At 39.3% G+C, this 14,181-nt stretch carries 15 protein-coding genes; 13 read left to right on the forward strand and 2 right to left on the reverse strand.

Annotated elements, in window-relative coordinates:
- The first annotated feature begins 27 nt into the window (after nt 1–27).
- From F606_RS0102210 to msrA, 7 genes are all read left to right on the forward strand, one after another.
- The gene (locus tag F606_RS0102210) at nt 28–726 is read left to right on the forward strand and encodes an aspartate/glutamate racemase family protein (protein ID WP_019552228.1); all 699 of its coding nucleotides are present in this window, start codon (nt 28–30) and stop codon (nt 724–726) included.
- A 152-nt stretch (nt 727–878) separates the two neighbouring features.
- On the forward strand, nt 879–1,541 hold the full coding sequence (locus tag F606_RS0102215) for a chromate transporter (protein WP_019552229.1): 663 nt from the start codon (nt 879–881) through the stop codon (nt 1,539–1,541).
- A gap of 3 nt (nt 1,542–1,544) precedes the next feature.
- Nucleotides 1,545–2,051: a chromate transporter gene (locus F606_RS0102220; RefSeq protein ID WP_019552230.1), complete on the forward strand. Its 507-nt coding sequence runs from the start codon at nt 1,545–1,547 to the stop codon at nt 2,049–2,051.
- Between the two features lie 137 nt (nt 2,052–2,188).
- Nucleotides 2,189–2,731, forward strand: coding sequence for a DJ-1 family glyoxalase III (locus F606_RS0102225; protein WP_019552231.1), 543 nt, complete (start codon nt 2,189–2,191; stop codon nt 2,729–2,731).
- 138 nt (nt 2,732–2,869) lie between these two features.
- Complete coding sequence (locus F606_RS0102230; protein WP_019552232.1) at nt 2,870–3,229, forward strand: arsenate reductase family protein; 360 nt, start codon at nt 2,870–2,872, stop codon at nt 3,227–3,229.
- Between the two features lie 100 nt (nt 3,230–3,329).
- Nucleotides 3,330–3,656: a DMT family transporter gene (locus F606_RS0102235; RefSeq protein WP_019552233.1), complete on the forward strand. Its 327-nt coding sequence runs from the start codon at nt 3,330–3,332 to the stop codon at nt 3,654–3,656.
- A 200-nt stretch (nt 3,657–3,856) separates the two neighbouring features.
- Nucleotides 3,857–4,357 (forward strand): peptide-methionine (S)-S-oxide reductase MsrA, encoded by a 501-nt coding sequence (gene msrA, locus F606_RS0102240; protein WP_019552234.1) that lies wholly within the window; start codon nt 3,857–3,859, stop codon nt 4,355–4,357.
- A 90-nt stretch (nt 4,358–4,447) separates the two neighbouring features.
- Here msrA and dcuC read toward each other — a convergent pair whose 3' ends face one another.
- Entirely contained in the window at nt 4,448–5,668 is a 1,221-nt protein-coding gene (dcuC, locus tag F606_RS21920) for a C4-dicarboxylate transporter DcuC (RefSeq protein WP_407635969.1), read from the reverse strand.
- Nucleotides 5,669–5,764: 96 nt separating this feature from the next.
- Entirely contained in the window at nt 5,765–8,077 is a 2,313-nt protein-coding gene (locus F606_RS0102250) for a hydratase (RefSeq protein WP_019552236.1), read from the reverse strand.
- A gap of 427 nt (nt 8,078–8,504) precedes the next feature.
- Between F606_RS0102250 and F606_RS0102255 the strand changes: the two genes are divergently transcribed.
- From F606_RS0102255 to citC, 6 genes are all read left to right on the forward strand, one after another.
- Nucleotides 8,505–9,365 (forward strand): LysR family transcriptional regulator, encoded by an 861-nt coding sequence (locus F606_RS0102255; protein ID WP_026329199.1) that lies wholly within the window; start codon nt 8,505–8,507, stop codon nt 9,363–9,365.
- Nucleotides 9,366–9,808: 443 nt separating this feature from the next.
- Nucleotides 9,809–10,099: a citrate lyase acyl carrier protein gene (gene citD, locus F606_RS0102260; protein WP_019552238.1), complete on the forward strand. Its 291-nt coding sequence runs from the start codon at nt 9,809–9,811 to the stop codon at nt 10,097–10,099.
- A gap of 30 nt (nt 10,100–10,129) precedes the next feature.
- Nucleotides 10,130–11,032: a citrate (pro-3S)-lyase subunit beta gene (gene citE / locus F606_RS0102265; RefSeq protein WP_019552239.1), complete on the forward strand. Its 903-nt coding sequence runs from the start codon at nt 10,130–10,132 to the stop codon at nt 11,030–11,032.
- Nucleotides 11,032–12,567 carry a citrate lyase subunit alpha gene (citF, locus tag F606_RS0102270; protein WP_019552240.1) on the forward strand — a complete coding sequence of 512 codons (1,536 nt, stop codon included), beginning with the start codon at nt 11,032–11,034 and terminating at the stop codon, nt 12,565–12,567. Before citE ends, citF begins: the two co-directional genes overlap by 1 nt.
- 5 nt (nt 12,568–12,572) lie before the next feature.
- Nucleotides 12,573–13,103 carry a citrate lyase holo-[acyl-carrier protein] synthase gene (gene citX, locus F606_RS0102275; RefSeq protein WP_019552241.1) on the forward strand — a complete coding sequence of 177 codons (531 nt, stop codon included), beginning with the start codon at nt 12,573–12,575 and terminating at the stop codon, nt 13,101–13,103.
- Between the two features lie 24 nt (nt 13,104–13,127).
- Entirely contained in the window at nt 13,128–14,168 is a 1,041-nt protein-coding gene (gene citC, locus F606_RS0102280) for a [citrate (pro-3S)-lyase] ligase (RefSeq protein WP_019552242.1), read from the forward strand.
- Nucleotides 14,169–14,181: the final 13 nt, after the last annotated feature.

Raw genomic sequence — 14,181 nt, forward strand, 5'->3', positions numbered from 1 at the left:
TTTCAATAAAATGAAGGGGCGATACCTTTGAAAACAATTGGTTTAATAGGTGGTATGAGCTGGGAATCTTCGGTAGATTATTATAAAATAATCAATGAGACGGTCAAAGCTAAACTGGGGGGACTTCATTCAGCAAAGTGTATTTTATATTCGTTTGAATTTGATCAAATCGAATCGCTGCAGCATCAAGAAAATTGGCAGGAACTTACGAATATTATGGTCGATGCAGCAGAAAAACTAAAAAAAAGCGGTGCCGATTTTATTGTGATTTGCACCAATACGATGCATAAAATGGCAGGAGATATTGAAAAACGTGCCGGTATTAAAGTTCTCCATATTGCGGAGGTAACAGCTCAGCAAATTGTTGCTCAAAAAATGAAAAAAGTGGCACTGCTGGGTACGAAATTTACGATGGAGCAGGATTTTTATAAAAAAATATTAACGGAAGATTACCATATTGAAATTATGATCCCGAATGAACAGGAACGGAATATTATTCATTCTGTTATTTATAATGAACTTTGTCAGGGTATTATAAAGGCGTCCTCTAGAGAAGAATACCAGAAAATTATCAATCGTCTAATAGCAAGTGGGGCGGAAGGTATTGTTTTAGGCTGTACGGAAATCCCTTCATTGATTCAAGAAAAAGACTGTAAGGTGCCGCTGTTTAACACAACAAACATCCATGCTGTAGCTGCTGTTGAATTTGCATTAGGGGAAAAATAAAAAATAAAAATTTGCCAATAAAACGCAAGATTATATCATCAAGGTATAGTCTTGCGTTTTATTTGACAAGTTAGTTGTATAGGAATAATATTAATTGCAAAGTCTGAGTAAATCATGAAAGTTGATTTTTTATAGAGACTGGAGGGATAAATATGGAAACAGAAACAGCGAAAAAAGCAGCTTGCTCTGGAGACACCGCAACGATTGAAATAGATTCTTTTGCTGGCCTTGAGCGAGAGAATTTAACAATTATAAAATTGTTTTTAACGTGGCTTAAAATAGGGTTTACTTCATTTGGGGGTGGTGCGATTACGCAATACCTGATTCAGGAGAATTTTATTTATAAGCATAAATGGATTACGGCTGAATCGTATGCGAATATTATTGGTATGTGCCAAATTACACCGGGGATCAATATAATCGCTTATACTATACTTATTGGCAAGCAACTGGCTGGTTGGCCGGGCATTCTTGTTTCAGTACTAGGACTTATTTTGCCAAGTGCCGCTATTACCGTTGGTATCTCGGCTATTTATGTGAGTCTCAGTCAATTCCATCGGGTACAATCGGCGTTACATACGGTATTTGCGGCAATTTTTGGTATTTCGCTGGCAACAAATTGGCGCAACATCAGACCGATTTTACGGAATAATCGCCAACAAGGTCTTTTGGTGTTCAGCGTGTCTTTGGTGATTTTGATTGGCAGCGGTTTAATTTATGTATTCTTCAATCCATCGGTCATCGTTTTATATCTTTTAGGTGGATTAAGTGGTTCTTTTATTTATTGGTATGCTGCCAGAAAAAAGGTGAATTGATAGATGAATTGGGTTTTGTTTTTTTGGGTTGTTTTTAAAGCAATTTTGTTTTCAACAGGCGGATTTGGTCCGTTACCGAGTTTACATACGGATTTTTTAGCAAATGGCTGGGCGACGGAAACGCAGTTTGCGGAAGCTTTGTCAATTGGGCAGATAACACCGGGGCCCAATGGTCTTTGGGTGGTTAGCTTATGCTATTTAGTAGCAGGAATTCCGGGAGCAGTCTTATCTTGTATTGCTTTGCTCGTACCGCCGCTGTTTGTTTTGTTTGTTCAGCAGTGCTACAATCGGATTGCACATCTTCCGGCAACACAAGGTTTATTGGATGGCGTGGTGCTCGTTATCGCCAGCTTTAGTATAATTGTTCTTATGGGAATGTTTCAAAGCAGTGGGTTGGATGCTTTGACGGTGGTCATTGCAAGTTTGAGTGCAATACTCGCGGTTACTCGCCGAGTATCGATCAATCTTATTTTGCTATTTGCCGTTGTGATCGGTGCCGTCATGGGATGACCGCCAGCGGAAAAACGAGTTTGTGTCAACATTGCGCAAAGGATTGATTTGTTTATAGTATGCCAGAGTATTATAATGGAAGTATAGCAAATTACAGGTGCTAAGTTTCTTTAGAAGTAAGAGAGGATGTAAAGCATATGGTGATTTTATATTTAGCGGATGGTTTTGAAGAAGTCGAAGCAATCAGTGTAATTGATGTTTTACGAAGAGCCGATATTGAGCTTCAGACTGTTTCAATCATGGGAAAAAAAGAAGTAGTGGGAGCACATGGCATTTGTGTTTTGGCAGATATGATTTACGAGGATGTAGATCATACTAAAGTGTCTATGATTATTTTGCCTGGTGGCGGACAGGGAACGAAAAATCTCGATCAGCATGGCGGGGTCAATGTACAACTTTTGAAAGCGGCGGAACAGGATAAATATATCGCAGCTGTTTGTGCAGCCCCAACAATTTTAGGTCGCTTGGGGCTTTTGAAAGGGAAAAAAGCAACCTGCTATCCTGGTAATGAAAAATATTTAATTGGTGCGGATGTAAGTGCACTGGGCAAGACCATTGTGGATGGTAAAATTATTACGTCCCGTGGTGCGGGGACTTCGCTTGATTTTGCCCTTACGATTGTAGCTGTTTTAAAAGGACAGGCACTCGCCGATACGATTCGAAAAGCGATAGTTCTCTAAATTTTTCATTCGTAAATAGAATATTAAAAGTAAGATAATCCCTGCTAAATTTTTCGGCTTTAGCAGGGATTATCTTATGTAAAGAGGAAATAAAGTAGGCAGAGATAGGCTTGATTAAGCAGAGGAGGGTTTTTCAGCATGGAACAAAATTATTTATTTGTAGAGTATCCAAAATGTGGTACTTGTCAAAAAGCAAAAAAGTGGCTCGACGACAATAGTTTTAACTATGAAATGAGAGATATAAAAGAGCAGAATCCTACAGCAGAGGAACTGGAAATTTGGTGGCAGAAAAGTCAACTGCCATTGCGGAAGTTTTTTAACACGAGTGGACTGGTTTACAAATCACTGGAGCTAAAAGACAAATTGCCGACGATGACGGAATCTGAGCAGCTGACTTTACTCGCAACAAATGGGATGCTGGTTAAACGACCAATTTTGATTGGTGAGGCACAGGTAGTGGTTGGCTTTAAAGAAGCGGATTGGAACAAATTAAAGTAAACCAATTGAAGTTTATGCTTTACTTTAGTGTCTGAACGTTATACGATTTAAGCGAATAAAAGCGTACGTTTTTAGGAGCGTTAAATCGGGAGGAAATACCATGAACGGATATGTTTTTTTAGGTCTGGCAATTTTGCTAGAAATTTTTTCAACCTCAATGTTAAAAGCTTCAGATGGGTTTACTAAAATGCTGCCCAGTTTTGTTTTTGCGGCTGGTATGGGATTATCATTTTATGCTTTTTCACAGGCATTGCAACTCATTCCACTCAGTATTGCTTATGCAATCTGGTCCGGGGCGGGAACGGCGCTAACGGCAGTGATTGCGGTGTTGATTTGGAAAGAGTCAATTAATATTTATACAGCTATCGGAATTGTTTTAATCATTAGTGGTGTTGCTTTACTTAATATTAAGGGCACTGTTCATTGACAGATTTTAATATTCATGGCTGTTAACGCAATATATATTATATAAGTTGCATGAAATATTCTATAAGACAATCGTCAGGAATGGGGTATAGGGCTCCGTGGCGTTACGGAGGAAGCAAACGATGCTCTATATCCCATTTTTGGCAGACTGATAGACTGGATATTATTATATCTAAGGCGAAAAGGGGAGCGTGAATCCAGATGGATCAAGAAACTAAAGGGCATTTATGGCTGGCTGGTGGATGCTTCTGGGGTGTGGAAGCATATATCGAAAAAATAAGTGGTGTGCTAAAAACGAATGTTGGTTATGCGAATGGTCATACGGAAAATCCTACGTATGAGGAAGTTTGTTCAGGGACTACAGGTCATGCTGAAACTGTCTATGTTGAATATGACCGTCAGCAGCTCACACTTTCAACTTTGTTACATTATTTTTTTACTGTTATCAATCCAACTACTTTAAATCAACAAGGTTATGATGTAGGCATACAGTATCGTACTGGTATCTATTACAAGGATATAGCGGATAAAACGGTTATCGAACAGATTATTTGCCAAGAACAGTTAAAATATAAGATACCAATTGTCACGGAAGTTTTGCCACTGCTCAATTATTATGTGGCGGAAGAATATCATCAAAAATATCTGCAAAAAAACCCGAAGGGGTATTGTCATATCAATTTAAATCAAACACCAGAGTAGTTATAGTTTTTAGTAGATAAGAGTCGTTCATAAAAAAAGCCGTCATTTGGACTATTCGCAAATGACGGCTTTTTTTGAAAAATCAGTTTTCTATATGTATAAAAGTAAAATCATCGTAGAAAAAAGTGCTATTATCATGCCAGGGGCATTTCTTTTTGCTGTTTCCATCGGGGAAACACCAGCTAAGGCTGCACAGATAATCATGCCACCGGCAACTGGAGACATGGTACGTCCGAGAGCCCCGCCAATTGCAGCCATGCTACCCATACTCATCGGCGATAAACCAAAATCTGCAGCATGAATTGTTACAGCTTTGTTGAAGGCCACAGAGGCTGCATCACCAGATCCGCTCATGACACCAAGCAAAAATGGTCCGATACCAGAACTTAGTTTTGCAATCGAAGGAACATCAATCATGAGCCCAATCAAAGCTTGTATCATGCCCATGGATTGCAGACCATTGACGAATACCAATGCACAAATAATGATTCCGAAAACATGACCGAAGGCATCACCGGCACCATGCCAAAACTCTTTTGATATTTCTTGCGGATTGGTGCGGGTAACAAAAAAAGCACAAAATACACCAATGATCATGGCATGTGAAATTGAGAAAGGTTTGAATAATGGGATAATACCCATATTGCCAGTTACTAAGATGAAAATCGGAATAAGTGGTACAACAGCATAATGATATTTTATTTTAAAAGATGGTTGTTCAGAGTCTGGAATCATATTAGGCATAACATAGCCAGTATGTTCGTTTTTTAAATAAGCAATGATCCATAAACTGACAGCACCGATTATGCCTGAAAGCAACAATGCAAAGAAATGATTGCCGACAATATCTACCGGTGTAGCATCAGCAACGCTGACAATCAGCGCAACTTGGGGATATCCTGGATTAAACATGGCACCATAGGTACCGGCATAAATACAGGCTCCGGCAATGGCCGGGTGAATGCCGGCAGCCATCATCAATGGAATGAGGATGGCACCGACGGCCGCCGAACAGCCAGCAGAACTTGTAATTGATACATTAATGAATAACGTTACCAAGACGGAGGCCGGAATCAATAAAGGTCCGGCTTTTCGTAGTGGTTTAATCAATAAATTAATTAAATGTTTATCACATTGCGTTAATTTCATGACCATGGCAAAACCCATGACCGCAATAATGGATTCGAATAATTTGGTTTCATGCATGGATTGAGAAAAGGCAGAAAATGGAGCAAAAAATTGCCCCCCAATGAAAGACATTATAACCCCAGAACAAAATAATATCATGCGGGTTTCATAGCGTTTTACCAATAAATAGTAGCGAGTAGGACACAGATTCCTAAGATCATCATCATAATGAGTATTCTCCTTACTATAGTTTAATACCGTAGAAAAAAAGCTGGTTCATTATTTCTTATTGTAGTAATTGATTAGGCAGCCATCGGCAATAATTTGTCGTTCTCCGGCTGATAAATTTTCTAGCTTTAAGGTTACTGGAATTCGCTGACTGTGTTTGACGATTTCGCCTTGTACGGTTGTTTTTTCGCTGTTGATCGCTTCGCGAATACCGGCGATATAAATTAAATCGTCATCTTCTAAAAGTAGGAGGTCTTTTTGATCCATCGTAAAGGGAATCATCCCCCAATTGATTAAATTGCTGCGATAACGTTTGGTGGCATATTCTACAGCGATATTGGCATCACCGCCTAAAACACGTTGACAAGAAGCAGCTTGTTCTCTGGCAGAACCATCACCTGGTTTGATAGCTACGATAACACTGCCAATGCCAGTTGAAAGCATCTGTTCACGGGTGTGATTCGGAAAAGCTTTGTTAAACAGCGGGATTATAGCACTAACCGTTGTTTTTTCTTCTAGTATTTGTTGACGCTGTATTTCTTCTTTTTGTACGGTTTTGGCGTGATTTACATATTCTGGTATTTTACGTGATAAGGTAAATTCCGCTAGTCTCAATGGATTGGAGCGGTAGGACGAGGTTTCGCCGGATGGAATCAGTTCATCGGTGGTGGTGACAGCATCATGGATAACAGCACAAACTTTAAGCAGCAGGTTATCAGGCAGAGACCGTATTTTTGGCCAAGCAATGATATTAGGTCCAGTGATAAGTTCTTCTTGTTCATCTGCCTTAGAAAACCCCTGATATACACGATTTTCATAGATTTGGCTCGTATACGTATACTCAGGAATCGTGATCGTTTCCTCGGAAGCAGCTGTGAGTAGACCACCATTTTTAGCGGTGGCAGCAATAGAACGTGCATCCATTAAAGCTACATAGGATATTTGATCGTCCGCTGGTTTTGAACCTTCACGATGTGGGAAATTACGCGTTGTATGGCGGATACTGAAAGCGTTGTTAGCAGGCACATCACCAGCACCAAAACATGGACCGCAGAAGGCCGATCGGATGGTAGTTCCAGCCAGTGTCAAATCAGAAATAGTACCATTTTTCATCAATTCAAAGAAAATTGGCTGACTGGCAGGATAGACGCTGAGATCAAAGCTGTTTAATGGAGTTGGACCCAGAATTTTGGCAGCGGATACTAAATTTTCATAGGAACCACCAGCACAACCAGCAATAATTCCCTGATCAACTTTTAACTTGCCATTTTGCAGTTTATCCAGTAAGTTGACTTTAATATGGGGATTTTCAATTTGCTGCTTAACTTGTATTTCGATTTGGCGTAAAATATCAGCGGCATTGGCATTGACTTCGGCAATTGTATAAACATTGCTTGGATGAAATGGCATAGCGATAACCGGTTCAATTTTAGCTAAATCTACTTCCACGACACCGTTGTAATACGTTATGTCATTTGGCTGCATTTGTTGGTAGTCTTCAGAACGTCCATGAATTTTATAATACGATTCAGTTTTTTCATCGGTACACCAGATTGAACTCAAGCAAGTGGTTTCCGTTGTCATCACATCGATGCCGTTACGGAAATCCATACTGAGATTGTGAATACCAGGACCGACAAATTCCATGACTTTGTTTTTGACATATCCTTTCTTAAATACAGCTTTAATGATAGTTAGGGCAATATCCTGTGGTCCGACATTTGCTGCGGGAGTTCCTTTCAAATAAATGGCGATGACTTCTGGGTACTTTATATCATAGGTATGGCTCAGGAGTTGCTTTACAATTTCTCCACCGCCTTCGCCAACCGCCATTGTTCCTAAAGCTCCATAACGGGTATGGCTGTCAGAACCAAGGATCATTTTGCCGCAACTGGCCATAGTTTCACGCATAAATTGATGGATAACAGCTTGATGCGGCGGTACAAAAATCCCACCAAATTTTTTCGCTGCGGAATAACCAAAAACATGATCATCTTCATTTATGGTTCCACCGACAGCACACAGGGTGTTATGGCAATTGGTTAGTACATAGGGTACAGGAAATTTTTTCAGACCGCTGGCAATGGCTGTTTGTAAAATACCGACAAATGTAATATCGTGAGAAGCTAAGGCATCAAATTTAATTTGCAAATTCTGGATGTTGTTGCTAGTATTGTGTTGTTTTAAAATTTGATAAGACATTGTTCCGGCAAGTGCTTTTTCTTTTTGGGGTGAAGCTTGGAGCGGGTTTAAACCATCGGTAGTTAATCGCTGATTTAAGTTATCTAGATCTAAGTTGTTATTTTCCTTAATTAACAGTTGACCACGCAATAGATAGGCGCCTGTATCGAATAATTTGATCATAGGGTATACCTCCAGATTATTGTATATTTTAAATTGTTAGATAGTTGATTTTATTCTGTCTTTAAGTATAAAGAGTAAATGGATGTTCAACCAATAGAGATAAGTTATTTCTAAGCATAAATATTTAGAATACTTTGCTACATATTTATGCCGGTAATATGGCAGTTGGTAGTTTTTACACTTTGCTTGAGCAGGATATTTCAGTTTGAGTACGAAATCAAACTGAAATAGATCTATATATAATGCATTAAATAAATTGCATCTAGCCTATTAGGCTACCTGGGGTATAGGGCATCGTTTGCTTCCTCCGTAACGCCACTCCTATCCCCATTCCTGACGATTGGCATATAAAATATTTAATTCAACTTATATATATTGAAGGGGAATGAAAGGACTGCCGAAGCAAAATGATTCGGCTGGGTGTTTTATGGAAAATAAAGATTGGGGTATTCTTTTAACTTTATATGATGAAAAAAATATAACAAAAGCGGCACAGATTTTATATATGTCACAACCAGCTCTTACTTCAAAAATCAAACATATCGAGCAAGAATTAGGTGTGCAGCTGATTTTTCGCGATGCGCGAGGTATCCGTTTTACCCCGGAAGGTAACTATATGGTTAAAAAAGCAACGGAAATGGTAGCTCAGTTTGAAATAATCAAAAATGAGCTCAGCGGATTTTCCAATGAGCTTTCGGGAACGATTGAAATTTGTGCATCGCATTATTTTACGATGTATCGCCTGCCAAAAATATTGAAATTATTCAAGCAAAAATATCCAGATGCCGATTTTAAAGTGATGACGGATTGGTCTAAAAATTTATTTAGTATTGTCAATAGTAAAAAAGCACATATCGGGTTTGTAAATATTGATTATGGCGGATGTGAGCAAATGCACATGTTGTATGAAGAGCCCGTGTGTGTTACCGCCATGGAACCATTTGAATTAAAAGAACTGGTTAAATTGCCGCGTATTGAATATAAGCGTGACTATATATTAAAAATGCAGATCGATAAATGGTGGCGTAATAATTTTTCAGCCCCACCACTCATTAGCATGTATGTCGATAAAATCACAACATGTCGGGAAATGGTATCATATGGTCTTGGTTATGGTATATTGCCAGAGTTTATTATCCGTGATATTCCAGATATTCATAAGGCTTATTTATTTGATAAGAACGGTGCTAAAATTACGCGCAAGACTTGGATGATTTACAACGAAGCAGATTTCAGTCTGCCAATACTGCCGATTTTTATTGAATTTGTAAAAAACATGCAATTTTAAAATAAACTATATAGAACGCATTAAAGAAATTGCATCCAGTCTATCAGTCTGCCAGGAATGGGGTATAGGGTATCGTTTGCTTCCTGCGTAACGCCACGGAGCCCTATACCCCATTCTTGACGATTGCCATATAAAATGTTTAATGCGTTTTATATATGTCGCAGCGAAGGGGCACTTTGTCTAGATTTTTTTATTTTTCGATAAATGAGATAAATGATATTATCTGAATTTTCTATTGTAAACAATAACAAATCTTTATTTTTTTTATTCTGATAATTTGGCTATAATAAAAATATAAGTTATTTCATAACTTGCAAGTAGAATCAATTAAATCTCAGCCGTGATCTTTTATGATTGATCTGATTATGGTCTGATGCATATTTTAGGGCAAAGAATTTGGCAATCGGCAATGATTGTACTTACGGAAAAGAAGGTGAATAGAGATGGAGTTAATCTCGAAAGGCAGAGCTGGAACGTTAGAATCTGGTGATATTTGTGTTGTTGTTGAAAAATGCAGTGATAAAGGCATTTTGATTGACTTAGACAGTTCCGTTGCTAGTCTATTTGGCAGAGAAATCAAAGCAGTAATTACGAAAACCATCCAAGATCTTGGTTTTACAAGTGGTGTTAAGGTTACAGCTACGGATAAAGGTGCATTAAATTGCACAATTGCAGCTAGAATAACAGCAGCTGTATATCGGGCGGCGGAAAGTACTGAATTTAGCTGGAAATAACCAGCAGACAAAGGAAGGAATGATCACAAGATGGCTATTAAACAGAGATTGCGCAGAACGATGATGTTTATTCCCGGGAATAATCCGGGTATGATGCGTGATGCACATATATATGGTTCAGATTCATTGATGTTTGACTTGGAAGATGCAGTATCTATGGCGGAAAAAGATGCGGCTCGGCTGTTGGTGTTTAATGCACTAAAGACAATTGATTATGGCGACATGGAAATTGTCGTTCGGATAAATCCGCTCAATACGCCTTATGGTAAAGCTGATATTGAAGCAATGGTGGTTGCTGGTGCGCATGTACTGCGTATGCCAAAAACGGAAACAGCAGAAGATATTACCGAATGTGAAGCTTATATCGCTGAAATGGAAGTAAAACATGGTATTCCAGTCGGCAGAACACTGATGATGGCAGCGATTGAAGGTGCTCTCGGAGTTATTAATGCTTATAAAATTGCTACCGCTTCCGATCGTTTAATTGGTATTGCTTTAGGTGCAGAAGATTATTGTGCGAACTTAAAGGCAAATAGAACGAAATCGGGTATTGAACTGCAATTGGCTCGTGAAACAATTTTGGTTGCTGCTCGTGCTGCCGGAATTGATGCGCTCGATACCGTGTTCTCCGATGTAAATGATGAAGAACAGTTGATTTATGAAGCACAATTGGTAAAAGACATGGGATTTGACGGAAAATCTGTTATAAATCCTCGTCAGATCGGACCGGTACATAAGGTTTTTGCTCCTACGGAAAAAGCAATTGAAAAAGCAAAACGTATTATTGCCGCGATCAAAGAAGCCGAAGCAAAAGGCTCAGGTGTTATCAGCTTAAATGGTAAAATGGTCGACAGACCAGTTGTAATTCGTGCCGAACGCACAATTGAACTGGCGATTGCATCTGGTGTTTTATTACCAGAGGAGGTAGAGTAATGAAAAACGGAATCAATCATGAAGTTTCAGCAGACTTACTCAAGCATTTGGGATTAGAATTTTATAGCGAACCAGAACAGGGCAAAGATTGCTCTACATTAAATGAACGCCTTTTGAAAAATGGTAAGTTTCTTACTTCTTTAGAAGAAGCAATCAAAAAATCAGGCTTGAAAGATGGTATGACAATTTCATTTCATCATCATTTTCGCGATGGTGACTATATTTTAAACATGGTTTTGGATACATTGGCTAAAATGGGTTTCAAAAATTTAACGGTTGCATCATCAAGCCTTTCGAGTGCTCATGCACCATTGATTGAGCATATCAAAAGTGGTGTTGTAAGCAAAATTGAAAGTTCTGGGATGCGCGGCGATTTAGCCGATGCAATTTCGCATGGGTTAATGAAAGAACCAGTTATTTTCCGTAGTCACGGTGGCCGTGCCGCAGCGATTGCGAATGGTAGTTTGCATATTGATGTTGCTTTTCTCGGGGCTCCATCGGCGGATGTTGTAGGCAATTCCAGTGGTGTTTATACAAATGAAGAAGGTAAATCAATCTGTGGTTCTTTGGGTTATGCTAAAGTTGATGCACGTTATGCGGATAAAACAATAATTCTTACGGATAATGTGGTTTCGTTTCCAAACTCTCCAGCATCAATTCCAGCAACGGATGTTGATTATGTTGTGAAAGTGGATGCAGTGGGGGATTCCAGCAAAATTTCTTCAGGAGCTACTCGTTTTACCAAAAATCCACGTGATCTACTAATTGCGGAAAATGCTGCAAAAGTTATTCAAGAATCTGGCTATTTTAAAGATGGCTTTTCCATACAAACCGGTTCCGGCGGAGCAGCACTTGCGGTTACACGTTTTATTACCGATGAGATGATCAAGCGTAATATCAAGGCTCGTTTTGCACTTGGCGGGATTACTGGTCAAATTGTGAAATTATATGAAGAAGGTTTGATTGGGAAAATTCTTGATGTACAGGGCTTTGATACAATCGCTGCTGAATCCTTGCGCGATAATAAAGATCATATTGAAATTGATGGCAATCAGTATGCAAATCCATTTAATGAAGGCTCGGCAATCCATCAGCTTGATATTGTTATTTTATCGGCATTAGAAGTTGATGTGAACTTTAATGTTAATGTGTTGACTGGTTCAGATGGGGTTATTCGCGGTGCGATCGGTGGACATCCAGACACAGCTAGTAAAGCCGCATTAACCGTATTGGTGTCGCCTGTTATTCGTGGCCGTATTCCTTGTATCTTAGACAAGGTAAATACGCTTGTTACACCTGGTTCTGTTTGTGATGTACTGGTTACGGATCAGGGAGTTGCTGTAAATCCTAGTCGTCCGGAAATCAAAGCGAGATTGATAAAAGCTGGCTTGAAAATAACAACAATTGAAGAACTTAAAGAAAGTGCTGAAAAAGTTGTTGGTAAACCGGATGCTTTGCAGTTTAAAGACAAAGTCGTTGGCGTTGTTACGCATCCTGATGGTCGCGTATTAGATGTGATTCATGAAGTGAAGTAGTCGTTATGGATACATTGTTTTCGGGAATCGAGATAACTTTACAGGAAGTTTTAAAAAATAAAGAAGCCCGCGCTGCGCTGCAGCGTGAGCTTCTTGCTCAATATAAGGCTCCAATTATTTCTTTTACGATTAATATGCCAGGCCAAGTGAAACTTAGCCCAGCAAGTCGGCTTTTATATAAAACGGGGCTAGAACGCCTAGAAAAAGCCTTAGAAGCTGCAAGCTTTTCCATTCATGCTATCCGGACCGTAGAAAATAATACTGGCCTGGAAGCCTTCTTTTCTGTTGCGGCAGAGCCTCGGCTTTTGAAAAAAATTGCCTGCCAGATTGAAGATGAAGATGAAGTGGGGCGTTTATTTGATATGGATGTATTGGCTCTGGATGGTGTGCCAATCAGTCGTACTATTCTAAACTTGCCCCAGCGCAAATGTTTTATTTGTGAGCAGGTCGCTGTATTTTGTGCACGGTCACGTCGCCATACTTCAGAAGAGTTGTTGGCTAAAATTAAACAAATTATTATGGCTGTGCAAGGATAAATTATGCGCAAAGGAGCACGGAATATGGAATCTTTTTCGGAAGACACATTTGAATTACAGGAGCTGCCCCAATCTTTACGGAGCAGTCGTAAGCTGGTAAAAGATTTTTTGGCAAAATTTGATTTAACATATGATAAACTGGATGCTTATGTTGGTTTGTTTACCGGTGACAAAATGGTGGCGGGTGGTGGTTATCAGGGATCTGTAATCAAATGTATTGCTGTAGATCCTATTTACCAGCAATGTGGTTTAGCCAATAAGGTGATTTCCTATTTATGCAGCGAACTTTGGGCGAAGGGCTTAGCTAATCTTTTTGTATTTACCAAACCCAATAATATGAGTCAGTTTACCGGACTTGGCTTTCATCTGATTGGCAGTGCTGATGCGGCGATTTTACTGGAAAGCAGTAAAAATGGTGTGGCAGATTTTGCGGCAGCACTTTTGCCGTATCGCCAAAGTGGTATACAGGGAGCAATCGTGATGAATGCGAATCCATTTACATTAGGGCATCGTTATTTAGTGGAGCGTGCTGTTTCGAATTGCGACCATTTGCATATTTTTGTTGTGGCCGAGGAAAAATCGATTTTTCCCTTTGCTGTACGCAAAAAGCTAGTTGAGGAAGGTACAAAAGACCTTGCTAATGTGACCGTGCATAGTGGTGATCAATACATTATCTCAAGTGCAACTTTTCCCGCCTATTTTATCAAAGAGTTATCAGATGTTGCTAAAACTTATGCGCAGATTGATCTCAATGTTTTTGCTCGGCATATTGCACCAGCTTTATCGATTACAAAACGTTTTGTTGGCAGTGAACCAACCGATGCTTTGACTTGTGCTTATAATGAAATCATGCAGAGTGAGTTGCCAAAATTTGCGATTGAACCAGTGATATTTGATCGTAAAATAAAAGAAAAGCAGCCCATATCGGCATCAAGTGTTAGGGGATTTCTGGCCGCTGGTGATATTGCCAGAGCCAGTCAGTTTGTACCGGCAACTACAGCAACTTATTTTTCAACACCAGAGGGGCGAATGGTGATTGAAAAATTAAAAGGTATAGACGGCTGAGAGGAGCAAATAA

Origin of the sequence: Propionispira raffinosivorans DSM 20765, assembly GCF_000381065.1 — a bacterium.
GTDB classification, from domain to species: domain Bacteria; phylum Bacillota; class Negativicutes; order Selenomonadales; family Selenomonadaceae; genus Propionispira; species Propionispira raffinosivorans.